The 20,611-nt window shown below is 44.0% G+C and carries 21 protein-coding genes and 1 pseudogene (1 of these 22 only partly in view); all 22 read right to left on the bottom strand.

Features of this window, described 5'->3' with window-relative positions; all coding sequences use genetic code 11:
* Positions 1-341: the start of a heavy metal translocating P-type ATPase gene (locus AC6I1H_RS04065; RefSeq protein WP_497739721.1), read on the bottom strand. The gene continues 2,257 nt to the left of window position 1, outside the view; the window shows 341 of its 2,598 coding nt (coding positions 1-341); its start codon is at positions 339-341; the stop codon falls past the left edge of the window.
* A 421-nt stretch (positions 342-762) separates the two neighbouring features.
* Positions 763-2,049, bottom strand: coding sequence for an IS110 family RNA-guided transposase (locus tag AC6I1H_RS04070; RefSeq protein ID WP_497739722.1), 1,287 nt, complete (start codon positions 2,047-2,049; stop codon positions 763-765).
* Between the two features lie 114 nt (positions 2,050-2,163).
* Complete coding sequence (locus AC6I1H_RS04075) at positions 2,164-2,538, bottom strand: ArsR/SmtB family transcription factor (protein WP_005584884.1); 375 nt, start codon at positions 2,536-2,538, stop codon at positions 2,164-2,166.
* Positions 2,539-2,854: 316 nt separating this feature from the next.
* Positions 2,855-3,078 (bottom strand): annotated as a pseudogene (locus tag AC6I1H_RS04080) (recombinase family protein); the annotation flags it as partial.
* A 76-nt stretch (positions 3,079-3,154) separates the two neighbouring features.
* Positions 3,155-4,723 (bottom strand): recombinase family protein, encoded by a 1,569-nt coding sequence (locus AC6I1H_RS04085; protein WP_497739723.1) that lies wholly within the window; start codon positions 4,721-4,723, stop codon positions 3,155-3,157.
* A complete protein-coding gene (locus AC6I1H_RS04090; protein ID WP_081743197.1) occupies positions 4,686-5,177 on the bottom strand; it encodes a recombinase in 492 nt (163 codons plus the stop codon). Before AC6I1H_RS04090 ends, AC6I1H_RS04085 begins: the two co-directional genes overlap by 38 nt.
* The gene (locus tag AC6I1H_RS04095; RefSeq protein WP_497739724.1) at positions 5,141-6,709 is read right to left on the bottom strand and encodes a recombinase family protein; all 1,569 of its coding nucleotides are present in this window, start codon (positions 6,707-6,709) and stop codon (positions 5,141-5,143) included. The genes AC6I1H_RS04090 and AC6I1H_RS04095 overlap by 37 nt, the downstream gene beginning before the upstream one ends.
* 61 nt (positions 6,710-6,770) lie before the next feature.
* Entirely contained in the window at positions 6,771-6,989 is a 219-nt protein-coding gene (locus AC6I1H_RS04100; protein WP_012208274.1) for an SHOCT domain-containing protein, read from the bottom strand.
* A gap of 53 nt (positions 6,990-7,042) precedes the next feature.
* On the bottom strand, positions 7,043-8,047 hold the full coding sequence (locus AC6I1H_RS04105; protein WP_497739725.1) for an N-acetylmuramoyl-L-alanine amidase: 1,005 nt from the start codon (positions 8,045-8,047) through the stop codon (positions 7,043-7,045).
* Positions 8,044-8,463, bottom strand: a complete 420-nt coding sequence (locus AC6I1H_RS04110) for a phage holin family protein (protein ID WP_433436443.1) — start codon at positions 8,461-8,463, stop codon at positions 8,044-8,046. Before AC6I1H_RS04110 ends, AC6I1H_RS04105 begins: the two co-directional genes overlap by 4 nt.
* Before the next feature lie 87 nt (positions 8,464-8,550).
* The gene (locus tag AC6I1H_RS04115) at positions 8,551-11,019 is read right to left on the bottom strand and encodes a glycosyl hydrolase family 18 protein (protein ID WP_497739726.1); all 2,469 of its coding nucleotides are present in this window, start codon (positions 11,017-11,019) and stop codon (positions 8,551-8,553) included.
* Positions 11,016-11,600, bottom strand: a complete 585-nt coding sequence (locus AC6I1H_RS04120) for a hypothetical protein (RefSeq protein WP_497739727.1) — start codon at positions 11,598-11,600, stop codon at positions 11,016-11,018. Before AC6I1H_RS04120 ends, AC6I1H_RS04115 begins: the two co-directional genes overlap by 4 nt.
* Before the next feature lie 97 nt (positions 11,601-11,697).
* On the bottom strand, positions 11,698-12,243 hold the full coding sequence (locus AC6I1H_RS04125; protein WP_497739728.1) for a ClbS/DfsB family four-helix bundle protein: 546 nt from the start codon (positions 12,241-12,243) through the stop codon (positions 11,698-11,700).
* Position 12,244: 1 nt separating this feature from the next.
* The gene (locus tag AC6I1H_RS04130; protein ID WP_497739729.1) at positions 12,245-12,679 is read right to left on the bottom strand and encodes a DUF3788 domain-containing protein; all 435 of its coding nucleotides are present in this window, start codon (positions 12,677-12,679) and stop codon (positions 12,245-12,247) included.
* Positions 12,680-12,751: 72 nt separating this feature from the next.
* The gene (locus tag AC6I1H_RS04135) at positions 12,752-13,630 is read right to left on the bottom strand and encodes a helix-turn-helix transcriptional regulator (RefSeq protein ID WP_497739730.1); all 879 of its coding nucleotides are present in this window, start codon (positions 13,628-13,630) and stop codon (positions 12,752-12,754) included.
* A 76-nt stretch (positions 13,631-13,706) separates the two neighbouring features.
* Positions 13,707-13,901 carry a hypothetical protein gene (locus AC6I1H_RS04140; protein WP_003520677.1) on the bottom strand — a complete coding sequence of 65 codons (195 nt, stop codon included), beginning with the start codon at positions 13,899-13,901 and terminating at the stop codon, positions 13,707-13,709.
* Between the two features lie 10 nt (positions 13,902-13,911).
* Positions 13,912-16,434 carry a phage tail spike protein gene (locus AC6I1H_RS04145; protein ID WP_497739731.1) on the bottom strand — a complete coding sequence of 841 codons (2,523 nt, stop codon included), beginning with the start codon at positions 16,432-16,434 and terminating at the stop codon, positions 13,912-13,914.
* A 4-nt stretch (positions 16,435-16,438) separates the two neighbouring features.
* Entirely contained in the window at positions 16,439-17,212 is a 774-nt protein-coding gene (locus AC6I1H_RS04150) for a distal tail protein Dit (RefSeq protein WP_497739732.1), read from the bottom strand.
* 13 nt (positions 17,213-17,225) lie between these two features.
* On the bottom strand, positions 17,226-19,412 hold the full coding sequence (locus AC6I1H_RS04155) for a phage tail protein (protein WP_497739733.1): 2,187 nt from the start codon (positions 19,410-19,412) through the stop codon (positions 17,226-17,228).
* Positions 19,413-19,439: 27 nt separating this feature from the next.
* A complete protein-coding gene (locus AC6I1H_RS04160) occupies positions 19,440-19,631 on the bottom strand; it encodes a hypothetical protein (RefSeq protein WP_003520671.1) in 192 nt (63 codons plus the stop codon).
* A complete protein-coding gene (locus tag AC6I1H_RS04165) occupies positions 19,628-20,011 on the bottom strand; it encodes a hypothetical protein (protein ID WP_003516030.1) in 384 nt (127 codons plus the stop codon). The genes AC6I1H_RS04160 and AC6I1H_RS04165 overlap by 4 nt, the downstream gene beginning before the upstream one ends.
* Positions 20,011-20,610: a major tail protein gene (locus AC6I1H_RS04170; RefSeq protein ID WP_013782353.1), complete on the bottom strand. Its 600-nt coding sequence runs from the start codon at positions 20,608-20,610 to the stop codon at positions 20,011-20,013. The genes AC6I1H_RS04165 and AC6I1H_RS04170 overlap by 1 nt, the downstream gene beginning before the upstream one ends.
* Position 20,611: the final 1 nt, after the last annotated feature.

Genomic DNA, 20,611 nt, shown 5'->3' on the forward strand with positions numbered 1-20,611 from the left:
TCAACGGTCGCACTATTTACTCCTTCAAGGCTTTGTGTTTGAGCTTCAATCTTTGCAGCACAATTCGCACAGTCAAGTCCTTCAAGTATTAATACTTTTTTATTGCTCTTGTTAACGGATTTTTCTTTCACTACCACATCCGGTTCGTGCTTGTGCACTATGGTTTTAACTTGCTGTAATATATTCTTATACTCTTGCTCTGATTCAATTTCTAAAGTCAATGTCTTGTTCATGAAGTTCATATAGGCTTTGACTCCATTTAATTTATTAACCTCATCTTCAATTTTAGCTGCACAATTTGCGCAATCTAAACCTTCTAAAATTACTTCCTTCTTTAACATTACTGACCCTCCCTCTATAATCTTTTATTTTCTTGATATTTCTCACTCATTCTTAGAATTTCACCAGGGTATCAGCGAGCGCTCATAAGGGAATATGGCTGAATATAACATTTCTGTTGATATATGGAAGGTATGCGGTAGCGGAAATAAAGACGCGTTCATCTTCCATATTATGGCACTAGGGAATCCACTTCCTCTCAGGGGGCGAAACCTCCCATGTCTCACTGGCTCGTAGCCTAAATTCCTTCGTTCAGCCTTCCCATGAGGTGGACGTCAGCCAAGCTCCTTTACTGGGTCATGCCCTAACGGTTAAAATTCCTGCTGACTCATCCGGCTCACTGTTATCAAGGTTCAATTCTAATAGAGAATTGGATATTATGATTTATATTGCATTTACTGAAAGCCCTTTTTAATATGCTTCTTATGATGCTTGAGTCATAACTTCAGGTCTGTGAATATCTTGAAGCATTTTATTTGGATCATATTCTATGTCTTTCGTTATTATGGCGTAAAGTATTCTTATGAGTTTTCCGCATAAGGCTGTAATTGATTGCATCTTTTTTAAGGGGTTTACCGCCCTAGTGGTATAGTATTTGTGAAGCTGCTTGAATTCTTCGTTTTTTGCTATTAATGGGAGCATTGCTCTAAATAGCAAGGCTCTTAATCGTTTTCTGCCGCGTTTGCTGATTGTAGTTTGTCCTTTATGCTCTCCTGAGCTGTTTTCTCGTAGATTTAATCCCGCTAGTTTTATTATTTGCTTTGGATGGCTGAAGCGGGTTAGGTCCCCTACTTCTGCTATAAATCCTGCTGCTGTGATTATCCCTATACCTTTTATTTTTAGTATCTTGTTTATTCCAGGTATTAGGTTTGCTATTGTTTTTATTTTAGCTTCCGTAGCTTGCTTTGCTTTTAGCTCTGCTTTATATTCTTTGAGGATATATTGTAATTCGTATGTTGCCATTTCAAGGCCTTCTTGTATACCTACTGATTCTTCCGCCGCTTTTAAGAGCGTTTGTGCTCTTTTTATCCCTACACCGCGTTTGACTTGCTCTCTCCAGACTAAAAGTATGTTTTCTGCTCCAAGTTCTATTATTTGTTTTGGTGTTGGGAATTTTTCCAGGGTTATCAGCGCTGTTTTTCCTTCCCAGTTTTTAAAGACTTGTGCAAATTCTGGAAAGTATATGTCTAGCCATCTTTGTATTTTGTTTTTTATTGCCCATATTTTTTGTAGCTGGGTTTCTCTTATTTCATATGCTTTCCGTATTTCAGCATATATGCCTTTAGGGAAGTATGGTATCAGGTATCTTCCATCTTTTACAAGCATTGCTATTGTTTTGGGGTCTTTTCGGTCATTTTTGCTGGGTGTGTTGTCATCCAGTTCTTTTGTTTTTTTGACATGGTATGGGTTAACTTGGACCATCTTCATGTTGTTATTGCTTATTTCAGAGGCAAAGGTGAACCAGTAATGGCCTGTAGGTTCCATGCCAACTATGATGTTGTCTTTTCCTGCCTCTATGGCGGTCTTTTTTGCCCATTCCTGGAATTGTTTAAATCCTCTTTTGTCTGTTCTGAAGCTTATTAATTTGCCATATTCAATGCCTCTCCAATCAAAGGCTCGGGCGTAATGTTTTTTCTTTGCAATGTCAACTCCAATGATTAATGTGGTTTCCGTTACTTGCGATATTTTGTAGTTTTGTGTATACTTCATGTTGAAGGGCCTCCTGTAAAATTTGATTTGTGGTTTTGCAACTCACATTTCAAATTTTACTTCAAGGCTCTTCTTTTTTCAAAAGTTACTTTATTTCATTACAGGAATGCTCCTTTACTTACTTTCTTCTGAAATATGAATTAATCCCTGGTCAAATATTTGCTTTACATGTTCATCTTCAAGAGAGTAGAATACAATCTTTCCTTCTCTTCTGCTCTTTACTAGTTCAGCCTGCTTTAAGACTCTTAGCTGATGTGAAATTGCTGATTGGGTCATATTTAATAAGAATGCAATATCGCAAACGCACATCTCTGATTCATCTAATGCCCAGAGTATCTTAATTCTTGTTGAATCTCCAAAAACTTTAAATAGTTCTGCTAGATCATATAGAGTTTCTTCTTGAGGCATTTTTTCTCGCACTTTATTTACAATTTCCTCATGTATTACATCACAGTCGCATCTTTCAATTGGTTGAATTTTTTTTGCCATATCTATATCACCTCCTTATCATTCAATTGAACACTTGAATAATCTTTCATATATATTATAAACCTCAATTCTCCGTTTGTCAATAAAAACATATGAGTAATTGTTCAAGTGTGTTTATCTTTTAGCTTTACGGTCAAGACCGCCACCTCTAAGCGCAGCGTAGGTGGGTTTTAATCAGGTGGAGTAGACTCTCCATCTGATTCCCCGATGTTTCAGCTTGCTGAAACGAGTTCACTTATTAGATTATCCCCAAGTATAAATAGAAAAGAACCGCCCATCAAGAAGTATTTCTCCTCAATCGGCGGTCAAGTTCATTTTAAATTAATACATCAATCTCTACTCCAGACTTAAACTCAACGGTCAGCTTATTATCAAATACCGTAACTTTTTCAATAAGCCGCCTTACCAGTTGCTCATCATATTCCTCCAGCTCATAGGACTGTTCATTCAAGAAGTCTGTCATTTCAGCTATTCGCTGCTTCTTCCTTCACGCTCTGCATTTTTAACCAGCGCATTTTGCTTCTGCTCCCGCAATCGGTAATCCAATTATGTCTCCTGTAGTTATTTATAATAGTATAAGTACTCTTCCCCTACTGGCGGCTATCTTAATACGAGCTTATAGGTTTACTTCTATTTCTAACCCTGACTTAAACTCTACCACTAGCCTGTCATTATATACAGTTGCCTTTTCAATTAGTTTTCTAACCAGTTTATCATCAAATTCCGTAATACCACCGGTTTGCATATTAAGGAAGTCCGTCATCTCAGCGATCCGATCCCGCTTATCTTGACGGAGAGCGTTTCTTGAAAGGGTTTCTTGCCTTAAGTCCCGTAAGCGGTAAATCTCATTGACAATATTATCATATGCTTCCTTTGAATTTGCCAATTGGATCAACTCGGCTTGAAGCTCTTCCAGCCTTTTATCAATATCTGCCGTACTCTCGTCCAAATCCTCGTTTAATACGGTTTCAATATTCTTTTTCAGTATGGCCAGGAAAGAGTTTTTCCCGCTGACGGCTATATTGATAGCTTCTACAATCTTCTCTTTGAGAGTATCTTCAAGTATAGTGGAAGCGGTACAAAACAAACCGGTGTTTTCCAATCTGCTGACGCATCTCCAAACGATGGATTTTTTCCCTCGGTTATTCCAATGAACCCTGCGGAATACTTCATGACACTTGCCGCAGAACACCATTTGGGATAAGGGATGATTATTGCTGTAGTTTCTCTTCTTTCCGTTCTTACTTATATGCACACATCTTCTGCGGACAAGCTCTTCCTGAACCTGCATATAAATTTCACGCGGGATTATGGGCTCATGGCTGTTTTCTACATAGTATTGTGGAACAATACCATTATTGGGTACCCTTTTCTTTGATAAAAAATCTACCGTATAGGTTTTCTGCAGCAGCGCATCACCGATATATTTTTCATTTCTCAAAATCTTATTGATGGTACTGGTATGCCATCTGGGATTGCCTGCACCCGTCAGAATTCCGTCAGCCTCCAAACCCCTAGCTATCTGTAGCATACTGGAACCTTCAAGATATTCTCTGTAAATGCGTTTGACGATCTCTGCTTCTTCAGGAACGATAACTAAATTGCCATCCTTATCCTTTGTATAGCCAAGAAACCGGTTGTGATTGATATGGATTTTTCCTTGCTGATATCGGTACTGAATACCCAGTTTTACATTCTGGCTTAACGATTGGCTTTCTTGCTGTGCCAAAGATGCCATAATGGTCAACAAGATTTCTCCTTTGGTATCCAATGTGTTTATATTTTCCTTTTCAAAGTAAACCGGAATATTTTTTTCTTTAAGCTGCCTTATGTACTTTAGGCAGTCCAGCGTATTTCTTGCAAACCGGCTGATAGATTTCGTAATTATCATATCGATTTTGCCCTGCATACATTCTTCTATCATCCGGTTAAACTCTTCACGCTTTTTCGTGTTGGTTCCAGTAATCCCTTCATCCGCAAATATGCCAGCTAACTCCCATTCCGGATTGCTTTTAATGTAGTTTGTGTAGTGCTCAATTTGCGCTTCATAACTGGTTGCCTGCTCCTCGCTGTCCGTAGATACGCGGCAATAGGCTGCTACCCGAAGCTTTGGCAATTCCTCGGCCTTTGCACTATTCCCGATTCGCTTACGGGCAGGAATCACCGTAACATTCCTGGTTGTCATCTAAAATCACCTCGCTCTTAATAAGACTATAAGCATACTCTGCCTGCTGAAACGGATCATCGTATAGATTATCCGGCATTGAAGCATGAAACTTAAAATTCAGGCATTTCTTTTCATTTCCTTTATGTTCATAAATCCTGCCAAGCGCCTCAGCTCGCCTGCGTCTTTCCAGTTGTACTTCTTCGAATGTATCCCTGCTGATAATGGGCGGATAGAATTTATCCTCTACATACCGTTTATCTGTCAGCATTCTTGCAATAGATGTATGGCAGCGCTTAATACCCGCGTTTTTGGCCGCTTCAGTTAAAGAAAGCCCGGAAAGATAAGCCCCAAACAGCTCCTTTATCTTAACCGCTTCCTCTTCATTAACGACAGCCCTGCCGTTTTGAATGGTATATCCAAAAGGTATATGGCTCATCATTTCACCAACCTTTCCCTTAAGTTCAACCCGCATTTCATTTTGAAACCTATTTCTTCTTGTGAAAACACAATGATTTCTTCAATAAAATCCTCAAATATTTCGCTATCGAATGCATCAATCTGCTTTTCAGCTTTCGTTGCAAATTTAAGAAGCTTCTCAACCTCAACAAGGATAGTCTGACTCCCATCGATTGCGCGTTTTATGGCTTCTTTTTGTTCTTTTAATATGGCTGCTTCTTTGAGCAGCTCATTTTTCTGTGTATTAAAAAGAGCGGGGTTCAGGTATCCTTTGGCCATAAGTCCCATAATCACCTGAACTCGCTCTGTATTTTCTTTGATTTTTGTTTCCATCTCCTGAATCTTTGTTATGTTATCTGAGTAATTTGTCTTCTTTAAGCTTTGCAACAATGGCCTTAGAATGAACTTATGACCGAAAATAAGCTTATTAATCATAACAACGAAGGCCTGATGGATCGCATCCTCTCTGACAAACTTCATGGAACAGCTTGATGCGTCCTTTATATGCTTTGTGCAGCACCATGCAATATATTTACGGTCACCGCTGCCATGAATTCGACGCTTTAAACTGCTGCCACATTCTGCGCATTTGATTTTCCCCGAGAAAGGGTAGCGGTTTTGATATTTACTGCTTCCCTTGATTACGCCTTTTTCTTTACCTCTTTGCTTCAATATTTCTTTGACGGCTTCAAATTCCTCATGGGATATAATGGCTTCATGATGATCTTTTATCATGTATTGATCTTTTTCCCCATGATTATAATGCCGCTTAAAATTCTCATCTGTATAGGTTTTTTGCAGAAGGACATCCCCGGTATATTTTTCATTGTTAAGAATACCGCGGATAGTGGTCGCTGTCCAATGTGAACCTCTCTTTGTTGGGATTTTATCCGAATTTAACCCATCTGCAATTTTCTGTGTGCCTTTACCGGCCAATGCCTCAGAAAAAATCCGCTTTACGATTTCAGCTTGTTCTTTATTGATAAATAGCTTTCCATCCACATAATCGTAACCATAGGGAGGGTATGAAATCTTGTATGTTCCGTTTTGAAATCTGCGCCTGATAGACCACTTACTATTTTCAGCAATGGATAAGGATTCGTTTTCCGCAAGGCTGCTCAGAATTGTCAGCACTAATTCGCCATCCATGCGCTGTGTGTTTATATTCTCTTTCTCGAAATAGATGAAAACACCGAGATCGGTAAGTTTTCTCACCATCTCAATACAGTCGGTTGTGTTTCTGGCAAATCTGCTGACTGACTTGGTTATAATAAAGTCAATTTTCTTGTTTTCACAATCTGCAAGCAGCCTTAAAAGTCCAGTCCGATTCTCCTTTTTTGTACCTGAAATGCCTTCATCATAGTAAATCCCTGCAAATTCCCAATCAGGATTTGCTCTTATATAGGATTCATAATGGTCTTTTTGTGCTTCCAGGCTTGCCATTTGTTTATCACTGTCTGTTGAAACCCTGCAATAAGCCGCTACCCTCACCTTTGGCTTGAAAGCTTGGAGAGCATTGTTTCCATCAATCCTTGTTACCTTTCTCACTGTTTTCACCTCCTTTGGGTATGTGACATGTTACCTCTGTGTGCCGCTAATAGCAAGCCAATTAGGCCATAAGCTGTGCATACATCGGCGAGAAAGTTTTGCGGTTCAATTTGTCGATTTTGTTGAATTCTTCTTCTGAAATCAGTCCCGCCTTAAGCATCCTCTGCAGAATTTTGTATGCCCGCCAGTAATCAACCTCTCTTTGAATTTCCTCCTGTGTTATCTTTGTATAGTTCGTTTCCTGCGGGTTATATGGTAAATGATTAGCCGCCTCTATCATTCAAGCACCTCCTATAAAGACTTAGGACAGCCGCGATTGGCTGTCCTTTATCGTTATTCCGGCAATTTGAGAACTTGTCCGGGGTAAATAGTATCTGAAGTCAGGCCATTGAGTTTCTTAATCTCCGGAAATCTTGTTCCTCTACCGAGTTCTTTTTCCGCTATTCTCCATAAGGTATCGCCTTTTTGCACTGTATAGGTTCTATTGCCCTTGTTATCAGGAATGCTGTTTACAATTACAAGGTTTTCTTTTGCTACCCAAGTGTTTATGCCTGCGATTTCTTGACCGCCGGATTTCTTAACCTTTTTGCCAAGCAATACACATTCTTTGCCGCCTTTTATGACCGGCTTGCCTTTGTATAAAGTCTGTGTGACCCTGTGGTAATAGTCATTTTTGACCCACGTTGGAACTTCCACACTGCCGGGGTAGTAATTCTTTACACTGACCTTAAACTCCACCATATCTCCAATTCCAATATCAGTATTGATATCTGTACTGTTCTCCAGCGCTTTTTTTACTGCTTTACGGAAAGTGTCCATATTCTCCCCATGCTTGGGAAACCAGTGCATCACATCAGCATGGTTGCTGGCAATACCGAGCTTATATCCTTCGGAGTGGCAGATGATGTCATTCTCATTAAGGCTGTACTTCCTGCAGAGCATAACGCAGAGTTCAACAGCATTCTGCCACGCTTTACGGAAATAATCTTGTTGTTTTGCAGCATCATAACCCACCATTACCGACCCGGATTTATACGAAAACCCGGCAGGCTCACAGATTTCAAAGCCAATATGGGTATTGTTGGCTGCTCCTCCCGCATGCCACCCGCGATGATCCCAAGGCAGGTATTGCCAAACCTCTTTATCGTCTACAAAAGCGTGAACACATACCTGCCTATTAATTTCGCCGGCCTCGTAAGATTTGTTCCAACAGGAAAACCACTCAGCCGCCATTACACCCGGCACAGCCGTCGAATGTACCATGATTCCTTTAGGCGTGATTTTGCGGCCTGCTGTATAGCAATCGTTTCGCGTCATGTATTTTGTAAAAAGCTTCATTTCTTTTCATCCTCCTCATTTGAGTGGCCATGCAGTTGTTCCAATGCGTTCTTCAGCTTTTCAGGAATGGGCAGTCCTATATGTGCTGCATTCTCAAGAATTGAAATTCCCTCGTTACTCAGGTAAAAGAAAATCACCGCTGTCCGGATTGCCCCGCCGTTGCCGAGAACCTGGCTGTCGATTATGTGTCCCACACCCACAAGTACAAAAATAAGTACCTTCTTAAAGATGCCCTTGGCTCCGACTTCGCTCGAAAGCTTTCTGTCTACAATGGCACACATCACGCCGGTCACATAGTCAATGGCCACAAAAGCGATGAGCGCATATAAAAATCCATCCAGCCCTCCAAGAAACCAGCCAAGAAATCCGCCAATAGCAGTAAAAACCGCCTGCACCCAGTTCCATACTGTTTTCATTGTCTTAACCCTCCGTTCAACTTGAATTTTGCATATAAAAAAGCGCCCTGCCTTAAAGCAAAGCGCTGAATATATAAAACTTCTAATCTATATTTGCTTCGGAAGCGCTTCCCACAGCCGCATATCCTCCTGCCCAAGCGACCAGATGGCTATACCTCGCAATTTCCATCGATAAGCCGCTTCGTTTGCCCAGTAAACAAGGCTATCCACATCCTGGTAATACAGAATAGAAAAACCATCCGCATCTCCGAGGAAGAGACGGGATATCCAGATATTGATGTCTTTCGGTATAACTTTTACTTCATAGTCATTACCGCAGGAAAGCGTCAAAAGCTGCGAGTGGAAAAAATCATAATCCATCGAAATGTCCTCATTGCGAGTTGCCGATTCCTCCACATCGCTATTTACTGAAAACACCTGAAATTCATCATCCCACGTGACACCAGTGCGAGCAAGCCTGCCAAAGCTGGTTATAGTTCCGTCCGGAAGCTCCACATCAAAACGCTCGTATGGTTCATATGCCCACGCATCGCCCAGCCGCAGCAGCTCGCATACCGTCCGGTTGTCCGAGCAGTACCCTGCATAACCACTTCCACCGTTTACATTCACTGTGAAGCGCAGGGTTGAAGCTGCACCGGAATATACTCTTACCTTATTGCCGCGTTTTCGCATCTCTATAGTATACATATTCGGATTAGCACGAAGATCGGCATCTGCAGTTTTTGAGAAACTGGCGGAGTAGCTGCCAAGCAAGGAAGTACCTTGATAAAGCTCGACTCTTTGCGTGTCATAATTTAAGCAGCAGAAAATATCACCAAGGAATACCCCAGCCCTTCCGCTGCTATTTTGAGGGAAGGCCAGCCTTGCCCGGATATGAATATCGGAAAACCCGTCGTATTTCCATGCAAGTTTGCCATATCCCTCAAGCTGGGAATATGGACGGTTTTCTGTGCTGTCTGGGTCTTGCCAAACATCCCATTCGCCATCCAGCACAGTCCAGTAGTTTTCAGGCAGGATGTTCCTGTCTCGAAAATCCTCATACCAAATAAGCGCCGAGTCGGGTTTTCTTCGCAACATTTCAAAGGTCAGTTTAAACCCTCGATCCGGCTCAACCATCACACCATTTACATCCTTGAACCGACGAGGAGAGAGCATAAAGCTGGCTTCACCGGCAAAGGGATACTCCGAAAATCCACTGCAAACCCTAAAACCGTAAAACTGGACTCCCGGCACACCACCACTTATGCTGACAGCATGCGTTCCCTCTTGGAGAAATACACCTTTTGCAAGTGTCAACCAGCAAACTCTTCTCCAGTATGGCCACCATAAACGGTTCTCGCTGAAAGTCTTTGATATACCATCAAGGGAAACGATAATCGCATTTTTGTCCCAGTAAGGAAAGCAAAGCTGTACTGCAATATCGTAATATCCCGCTTCTCTTATCTCAAAACGGTACTCTGCTGACGCCTGGTCATCTCCAAGTGAGGCCATCTCATCAGTAATAATGACATTTCCTTCGTATTCATCCGGAACTCCGTTCCTGTCAATATAAATGGTTCCGAACTCCGCTTTCTGCTCCTTGCCATAGCTTGTCAAATATCTTCGCCTGTTACAAACCCCTTTTAGCAGCGGATATTCCCAGGATATAGCATCCCACCCTTCCATATAGTCATATACATGAGGAAGAGCCCAAGGTACTTTGTTATAGTCATCCCAGTAAGCCACAATTGGAATAAACGGCTGGGGCGGTGCATCGCCTGTGAAATTGTAAACCCCAGTCATCCAGTATTTTGCCGCATAGTAGGTATTAGACACCCCTCGATAGGTTATTCCAAGGTTTTCAGGTGTATCATGAATCCTCCAGTTCCAGCCATAAGCAGGCAACCCCATGAATATCTTATCGGGTGACATAACGGAAACAGCATAATCATATATGCCCTCAAGCCAGTCACGAGGAGATACTGGGCCGGGAGCAGAGCCCGCCCATGCCATGCCATAGCTCATGATGGCGGCGGTATCGCAATAGTCGTTAAGATCGGCATAAACACACCAGTTTTCACCGCCCACCGAGCCTTGAACGCCGGTCATACCAGGCAGGCAGATGTTGACAAGCTTTGTTGCATCATAAGACTTAACTGTATTGTATATATCCCTAAATAGTGCATTCGCCGCATCCTTGTTTTCATAACCTCCACCGCGCTCAAGGTCAATATCTACCCCAGCGCACCATGGATACTTGTTCATGATTCGGATGATTTCAGTAAGAAACTTATCCTTTGCACCGTTTTCGTTGTTGCGAAGTGCAGTAAAAATATTGGCTATTCCATGATTCATAATAGTGAGCAGCCACTTAATATGAGGCCATTTCTGAATATACGGTAGCATGCTGCTGATGCTGGTACCGGTTTCAGTGATTGTGCCTGTTGCGTCAACCTCAAAAGTAAAAATGCCTACCGTATCAAATCGGTCGCCGTAGTCTCTAAGTGCTTCATACATTCGGGCATTTCCCATAAAACTCCACACCATGCACCGCTTACCTTTTAAATAATCCCTCACAACCGGTCACCGCCTTCTTGCATCTCCTGAAATTCAAAGAGCACCCGCGCCGATTTTCTCTCTTCCAGCTTCACCATATGTTTGCTATCCCATGCCGCAGAGTATTGATAAAATCCATCCTTACGAGTAGGGCTTCCGTTTTTAAGGCATTGGCGGGTGGAAGCCTTGAGCGCCAGCTCATCGCCTGCATTAACCGGGTCAAGAAACTTTACCTTATGCGCACCTACACCTTGGGATAGTTCAATACTCCCTGCGGCCATATCCTGTATAGGATAAATATAGCAGTCAAGGCCAGCAGAAGTTTTACCCAGGTTGAATAAAATTACAGTCTCCGCTGTTCGCACCACACCGTTATAATGCCGGGGCGGAACTGGCTGCCCGTTTTCCTGCATCTTCGTTAGCATTTTGCTCGTGTGAACGGTGTACCCTGTCAGCCGGTCGCCCTCCTGAAGCTGCAGGTCGGTGAAATAGATTGTTCCGGTGCAGTCCGCAATAAGAAGGCGCACGGTTACGCCCGCCACATGCATTTCTTTCTTGATCTTGACGCTTTCACTGAAGCGGATAAAATTTTTGTCGCCCATACTGCTCACTCCCTGAAAATGCGCAAGAAAAAAGACCGCCGCAGCGATCTTTCATATTCGGCACATGGAATTCATTGTTACTTTAATCGGCCTTCTTTCACGAACGGGTACGCAGCTTTTTTATCTGCCGCTTTATCTTGTCAATCGCCCAGTCATAATGGCTGCTTGTTGCGCTGATGCAATAGCTGGCGATATTGGTTGTGCCGCTCCACTTAAAATGCTGTTTCTCAAACAGTTCCTCGTTGGAAAAGCCTTCGATGATCGCCAGCACTTCCTTATGGCTTTGCAGCAGCATCTTCTTGGCATCCTCATATGGTGTGGACTGATGCTTCTCCCAGAACTTCATGTTCATATCGCCGTATGTTTTCCAGTTATACGGCTCCGGCAGGAAAGGGATATGATTGCCATTCCGGTTGGAGTCGATCCAATTTAACAATAGCTGATGCCATTCGTACAAATGAACAAGAATATCCCGCAAATTCTTATCACGCTTCCAGTGCGCCTCCTTATCCTTCGGGTCGTCGCCAAATTCAAAAGGCATGTTCATCTCATCTTCCGTCATGCTTTCTATGAGAGCCCACATTTTATCAAAGCGCTCGTTTGCGGCGGCAATTAAATCTGTTTTCGTTGCCGGTCTCGGCATGCTATTTCACTCCCCTTATTTTATATCGTATCTGGATAAGACGCTTGACATCATCAAGCACCTGTTCGTCTGTAACATGGATCATCAGCCAGCGCGCTCCCATCACCCTGGCCGCGGTTTTCATCAGCTCCTGCACATGATTTGTAAAAGTCGGTGCGAGAAGCTCCGCTTCCGTTTCCTCCTTAGCGCCTATGGCAACCAGCGCGATAAAAAATCCCGGCATCGGGTAAAGCGTGCAGAGCGCCCGTCCGCCTTTTTTATACTTGACGTTCCATCCCGGCTGGCCGCTGCACGTGCTGTAGTCATAGCTTGGCTGCACGCCGTAGCTTTCGCGCAAAAAACCATTCAGATTCTCCCATAACGGGGTTGCTATGTATTCGGCAATCTGCGCCTCGCTCGGCTGCCTGTCCGCGCCATAAAGCCCTGCCCATTCCATTCTCACCAACTCCTTTTTTTAAGTATACCATTATTAAGTATACCATTATAAAGATGACAACAGTGTGTCATGTTATATTTCCGTTTTGAATTTTTCTTTCAGGTGCTCCGGGCTGACAATGCGAACATCCTCGCCCAGCGACCTTAAAAAGCCATACAGCCAGTTATCCTCAGGAAGCGTTGCTGTAACCCGGAACCATCCGTTATCGCATTTTTCAATGCAGCTCTCATCAAATTCATCATAGGCCCGATAGGCCGCCCGCGGCGATATAATAATGGTGAGCGATATAAGCGAATCCGGGTTTGTTTGCAGGGTTTCAATAGGCGGAGGGGAATAGCAGCTTTCGTCAAAGCCTTCATCTGTCATAGTTGCATCCAGCATTCGGTTTATCCTGAATGTCCTGTAATCCTGCCTGCCTGTGCAGAATCCTTGGAGATACCACGCTTTTGATTTGAATATCAGCTTTAGCGGATAGACTTTGCGTTCGCTTTCCTGACCGTATGAACTGACATAGCGGAAGGAAATTGCACGTTTGCCCAGTATGGCATTTTTCAGGACTTCAAACTTGCGCTTGTCCGAATCGCCTCCCCAGCGGGAAAAATCGACTTCAATCCAGTGTGTATCCGTGCTGTCGAAAAAGTTCTGCAGCCTGTTCAGAACGCGCTTTGTATCGATGGTCTTCGTAGCGGACAGGCTTTGGAGCGCAAAGAGAATTTGATTTTTGTCATCCTCGCTGAGGACGGCTTTGTCCAGCAGAAAGCTGTCCATAATCGAAATGCCGCCGCCCTTGCCCTGCGCGGTATAAACGGGTATTCCGGCCGCCGCCAGCGCGTCAATATCCCGAAGTATTGTCCTTTTTGAAACCTCAAAATGCCCGGCAAGCTCTTCTGCCGTCATCTTCTTCTTATTGATCAGCAGATATATGATCTCGAATAACCGTGCCGTCTGCATTGCACCACCTCCCCATATTTTAGTATACCACTAAAACATGACAAAAGCGTGTCCTGTTATATAATTATTTTTACTGTCAGCCGTCCAATGTCCACTGTATCTCGCACACATGCCCGATCCATCCAGTGGAAACCGAACCGCCCTGAAGCAATAAGTCTGTAAAGTACACTGTGCCGGTGCAGTCAGTGACGCACAGCCTGATGGTGATAGATTTGACTCTGCTGATACTTTTGGGAGAAATACTGTGTGCAATCTGATTGAAATATGCCATATCATCACCCTCAAATCAGGTCTATAAATCTTGTTTCTGTTGTACCGTCCTCGTATTCAATGACTATCTCAGCACCAACCTGGCCGTTTTCGCCCTTTTCAAGGTTTTCGGAAGCAATCTGCGCTGAAAATGTATAACTTTTACGTGTTGCTGGGTATACCGTCTGTGACAGGCTCTTTGTCATACCAGGTACACCAACAGCCTTGAAGGAAGCAGTTCCAGAAACACCATTCTCAGTATCCACTTCAAAGCCGGAATTGACCCAGTAGGCAAAACCATCATCCGCTCTGGAATTGCGCAGATGGTTGAATGGTACCATATCTTTAATTTCCTGACGGTTTATCAACTCTGCTGAGGACAGCGCATCCGCTGCCTTGTCCCACTGTGCTGAAGAATCGCCAAGTTCCCGCAGTTTAGTTGAAAGCTCAATCACTGTTTTCCATGGCTCCTGCAAGTTATACTGCCTTCTCACAACACGAGTCTTTACCAAAAGGCCTAGTTCTTTATCGTCCACTGTAACAATATCACCCAGTTTCCATGCTTCGTGCTCATAACCGGTTAGCGCAGATAAATCCATTGCAGACAGTACATAAGAAACGCGAGGCTTCGAATATTCTGCAAGCCGCATTTTTGCATATTCCAGCATCTGATACGGATTCGTAAACGACGAACAGTCAAGCGTCGACACCCTCACTTCATTGGAAAAACTGTAATCTTCCACGTATTCCTTACCTCCATTAATTGAAGCGAAGGTCAATCCGTCCTTTCCATAAGCATAGAGTCTTGTCACTAATTCACGTGTATCGACTACCCGCTGAATACTTTTCAAATTCTTTCTATATGAAAAAAGCGCTCCGCTATCAGTACCACTAAAAGTCAAAAGGTGTACCTGGCGGTTGGCGCTGTCAAACACCAGATTGCCGCCATAAATATTCTGTACGGTGCGAAGGATGGATAAGGCATTTTTTTCTGTACACTGCCATGTCCGTTTCGTAGTGACAGTAACATTTCCTACTGTCCAACCTGTACCCAAAAGTGCATATTGCATCGGAACATCTGCAGTATCTGCATTGAATTCCCTAGGTTCTTTTTCCGCACTGAAAGACAGATCGTAAAATACCGCTTCAGCATATACTTGCGTAATAACACGCCCATCTTCGCTTTTATTGTCCGTTAAGGTTCGGATCCGGTAAATGTCATTTACGATTTGCACTTGTTTTTCATTTTCCAGTGTGCTTCTTTTTGGATCATGGAACGGAAGCTTGAATTCCAGCGTACCCGCGCCGTTCACCTCACCAGTGACAATGATATCAAAGGCATTTTCAAGAACAGCTTCCCATGCTCCGTTTTTGTCCAAAATCACAGGACGGGCAAAGCCTAATTTCTCATAGGGCGCTTTCGGTATATCATGAAGCTGTATTTCCAGAAGTTTTGGCGTCTTCAACGGATCGCTGCTGGTAAGGGTAACACGGAACCTTATATATTGCCGATTTGGCGATTGAAGTTCACCGCTGGTTCCCACAGCCTGCCATGCAGACCATTCTTCAAGATCATCGCTTGTGCTGGTCTCTACTAGAGACACTGAAGTAACACCTGCAGTATATTCGCTTGTCACAGCTACACGACCGCTGCCTGATAAAGCACATGGAACCGCCCTTGTATAAAGTACGCCACTTGCAGGATACTCGCCATCTGTTGCTTTGAGGGTGACTGCGCCAGGCTCTGCCAAAGCATCTACATCCGAAGACGCATCCCCACCGTTTGCATGTAAAGACGACTTAAAATATAACAGCAAATCATCAGCTGTAAGCTGTGAGTCCGTTTCCAGAAACCAGTCGTCGAAGCCTCCGGCATAGTAGTAGGTATTTGCATGCATCCCCATAATAATGTCTGCTATACATTCCCGATTCAGCTCTCCCGAAAAGGAACGCACAGGCGACACCCAGGTTGCCCTGTCGCTGCGATCGCATATGATGTTCTGTACCTTTTTGTTGTTTACTTCAATGATGGAAGCGATAAAATACCAGCCGCCATTTTTCAAGGTAATGGTAGACGTTTCACTCTGGTCGTAAATTAGTGTGCCGGAGGAGTTATACAACATCAGCCTAAGTCTTCCTTGATAAAGTGAAACATAAAAAATTGGCTGACCAGGTCCTTGGCGGGTATTGAATATGGGTATATATGTCTGGCCAACCGAATAGGTGGTAGGATTAATCCAACCGCCTACAACAATCTTTTCGCCCAGATTGCTAAAGAAACTCCCATCATTTTCTGCTATAAGATGGGTCTTTTCAGAAGTCGGGTTAACAATATTTTGCCTAAAGTATCTTCCGAATCTTCCAGCAATAAGGTTTGCCGATGTCCCTGACCAGCCGGAGATGGTAAAATGCCTGCCATGTCCCGATGAGTCTATAAGTTGAAGATTTTCGTCTGGTGTTTTTTCATTAAATCGCCATAAAGCAGACGTCCTTGATGTTACAGGAAACTCACCGGTAAAATCCTCTTGGCTCGTAAGAATTGATTTTATCGCCATGTTATCACCTCCATCTGCTTTTTGCTTGTATTTTTAACTCAGTAAAGGTCGCGTTTTCTGCAGCAATCTCAATATTATTAACACCTTTCCTGAGAATTGGAAAATTCAGATCCTGCAAGCTGGGAAGACCATTTCTCAAAGTGCTGCCTGTTTCATCAATAATCTTAGCCGTTACCAGGCCGGAGTCAATGACAAGAGTCTCTCCATCAGATAATGAGCCGATAATCCGTAATTCATCTCCGTTTGTAATAAGCGAAATATAGCTTGATGAAGACGTTGATATCAAACCCTTCAAGAGATAAACCGGATTGGAATCCGTATTTCCTTTAACCCTCTCCAACTCATGCAGACCTGTTTCAGAAAGAACAAATATCTCATCTTCCAACGCGTAAACATACGGGTCGGGACAAACAAACCGAAGTTCAAAGCTGCCCGCTGTCCGCAATATCCGCTCACAGTCAACCGCTTCTGATAAGCGAGCCATGAAATATCGGTCGGGCAAATCATCTATAACAAGTTGCTTAAGCCCGTTTTCCGGATTTAACCATTCTGCAACATTATCAAGAACCGATACAAGCTCAGCAAAACTGCGCTGGGGAAGCACACTACAGCTAATTATTATGTTTCGTTCTGATATGTCGCAGCCAAAATCTGCAATACCTGCTTTGCCCGGCACAGTTTCAAAGGAATTGCGCAGGGCAGGGGAGACCTGCCATTTGGTAAGTCTTGCTCGTATTTTCATACTTTGCGACGATATTCCATTGTAGATAAATCCCATATGCTTCCCTCCATTACGCTGTTATAAAACGTCCCTGCGCCCTTGAACCTGTCTGCATCAGGTTATATAACTCCTGTGAAATCCTACGTATGTCTTCTTCACCACGAACAATCATCTGCTGCACCACAACAAGCGGCCCAGAAGCTAAATCGCTAAATCCACCTCTTCCACTTACATTAATATCAGGAGATATATTAAAATCTGTCGGCACTGCATTTTGCATATCGTCTGCCACTCTGGCCATAGCCTTGTCAAATCCCTCACCAATACCCAGTGCCATATTGCCGCCAATACCTTCAAAAACAGTGGACGGAGATCTGATTCCAAGAAAATTCTTTACTCCATCAACAATACCGGAAAAGAAACCGGAAACCTTATCCTTAATCCAGCTACCAAGGCTTTTAATACCTTCCCAGATGCCTTTTACAATGTTCTTACCAATCTCAACCACTGAAACAACCGCCTTGCCCAAACCTTCTATAATAGCCGCAACAATCTGAGGTAAAGACTTTACTAGTTCTGGAATGGCTTTCACTAGCCCGGCAGCAAGCTGTACGATAAGCGTAATTCCCAATTCTATGATCTTCGGCATATTGTTCGTCACAAAGTCAATGATTGTTGTAATTATCCTCGGCAGTGCTTCAATTAGTTCTGGCAATGCATTTAAAAGTCCCTGCGCCAGTCCTTGAATCAATGTAAAAGCAGCTTCAAGGATTTTGTCCATATTATCCAGCAGCCCTTGCACAATGGTGATCACTGCTTGAACTGCTGCTGGAATTAGCTCCGGTAATGCTTCTCCAAGCCCCATTACCAACGCTGTGATTAGCTGCACCGCTGCATCAATGAGTAAAGGCAGGTTATCAATGAGTGTACCTGCAATGGTCATGACTGCATCTACTGCCGCCGGGATCAGCTCCGGCAGCAGGCTCAAGAGAGTTTGAAGCACCTGAGAGAACAATTCAGTTACAGTTTGCAACAGCACGGGAAGCAGATCTTTGACTGCTGAGATAATTGCACCGGTTGCCTCCGGCAGAGCAGCCACTATATTTTCCAAAACCGGTACAATATTTTTAACTACAGCCTGAAAGGCATCCACAAGATTTTGTGTTAGGTTCGTCATATCAGCGTTCGCATTGCCAAGTCCTGCTATAAATGAACTTAGAGAGGCTTGTAAAAGACCAATGGAACCGCTGATGGTCTGGGTAGACTCTCTTGCGAAGTTGCCAGCATACTGTTCGGTTTTTTCAAAAAACATCTGCATGGCGATCTCGGCCTTTTCGGCATTGGTTGCGCTATTCCAGGCAAAATCCAGCCCTTTTGCAAGAGCATAAGCTTCGATGGTAGTGGCGTTCATGGCGACGCCCAGATTATCCATCATGGTGAAGTTACCCTTGGCTGCGCCAGCGATGGATTCCATGGCAGTCTGCATGTCAATGCCCATAACCGAAGCCATATCTGCCGCCCGTTGCATGGCCTTCTCAGTAAGCTCCAGACTTTTTTGCTGATCGACACCAGCACCCTGAAACAGTGCGCCCATTTTGTTGGCGGTGGCAAGGTACTCGGATTGGGACAAGCCCAGATTCTTGTAGGCTTCTTCTCCCGTTTTTTGGATACGTGCAGCATATTCTCCAAACACAGCTTCAGAACCGCCAAGGTTCTGCTCAAGCTCACCAAACTGCTCCACGACCTCTTTTCCCAGCTTGATGGCAGCCGCGCCCGCTGCGGCCGCTGCAGCACCCATAGCCGCGCCAACACCTTTAAGAACGCTGCCCAGCTTCTCAAATTTCGAGCTGGATTTTTCGGCATTGTCTCCACTTTCCTTCAATTCGTCCCCAAGTTCATCTGCACTTTCAGCAGACTGTTCGAGTTCGCGCTCCATTTTGTTCAGCTCGGCTTTGGCGTTGTTGAGCTGTATCTGCCAGGACTGCGTCCGCTTGTCGGTTTCTCCGAAAGATGAGGCGGCATTGGCAAGGGCTTTCTCCAAAGTAGCTATTTTTTCTTTCTGCAATTCGATTTCTTTATTAAGCACCTTGTTTCTTGCAGTAACAGCTTCAACTGACTTATCCTGCTTGTCGAACTGAGATGCGACCAGGTTCATTTCGCTACCCAGTACCTTAAAACTTTGGTTGATCTCACGAATGGCGTTTTTAAATTCCTTTTCGCCTTCAATCCCGATCTTTAAGCCAAAATTATCTGCCACATAACCGCCTCCTTTCCTGCAAAATCTTTAAATTCCATAAGGTATCACATCATCAATGGTCAGCATCCGCTTTGGTTTCGCCAGCCCTAAAAACTGCTTATGGCACTCCCATAAATCAAGCAGGTACCCAATAGGCATTAGCCATACTTCATCCTCTGAACGGTTGAGCTGGACAGTGCCGTAATATAGAAGCCGAGTGAACAATTCCTCATCGCTCACTCGGCCGGTGTGTTTTTTAAGTCATCCTCACTTTCAACGTTTCTTTTGGTACCCTTGAACATTGCTTCCATGATAGCGTCTTTATATGCTGCCAGTTCCAAGGGAGATGTGAGAAGTTCCACTGTCTCTTCAGTCAGGAGTTCACGCTTATCCTGATTTTTGAGGTTGTGTATCAAAATGCTCTGGTTAGCCAGCAGTGTAATCAGCCATACCACTTCGTCAAGAGCCATCTCGAAGTTCTCGGTTTTCATCAGTTTCGTGCCGAGGTTTTCAAGACCGCCGTACCTTTTTGCAATCTCCTTTGTCGCTTTAGTGGTTAGAATAAGCTGATATTCTTCATCGCCTATTTTGATAATTGCGCTTCTGTCATTATCCTGCATTATTCGCTGCCTCCTCCCACAGCAAATACCGGCTCATAAACTTCCGTATACCAGCCGGTAATAGTTTCAGGCGATACACCGGGATCGTCTTCGCTGACCTCCGCCTTCCAAGGGTGCTTTCCCTGGCCATCTGGTTTGTTACGTCTCATGACTGTCCCTTCAATGGTGGGTGTCGAAAAGGTAATGCTGTCGCCCTTCGTCTGCAGATTTGTCGCCGGAATGCCGAATTTTACCCTATAAAGCCAAAAATACCTGTACTTGCCGTTAGCTTTCTTGGCTCTAAAGCCGATTGCCACAGGTGCGCCTCCATCCTCACTGGCAGAAATCAGCACCTTATTGTCATCAAGAGTGGCTCCCGTCAAAACCTCAGCAGCGTCTACTCCGATATCTGCAACACCAAGAGTCAGGGTGCCGCTTTGAAATTCCTTGACCACTTCTGCCGCCCCGTCATCGGCATAAAGTGTCGCCTCTGCCAGCTCCACAGAAAGCTCTGCCGTAATAGCCTTAGCCAGCGGAACAGGCGTGTCGTATGTCTCTTCTCCGTTTTCATTCTCAGTTATTTTGGCATAATATAACCTGTCCAGTCCGATTGTGGCCATG

The sequence above is a fragment of the Biomaibacter sp. TOL genome, assembly GCF_059717795.1.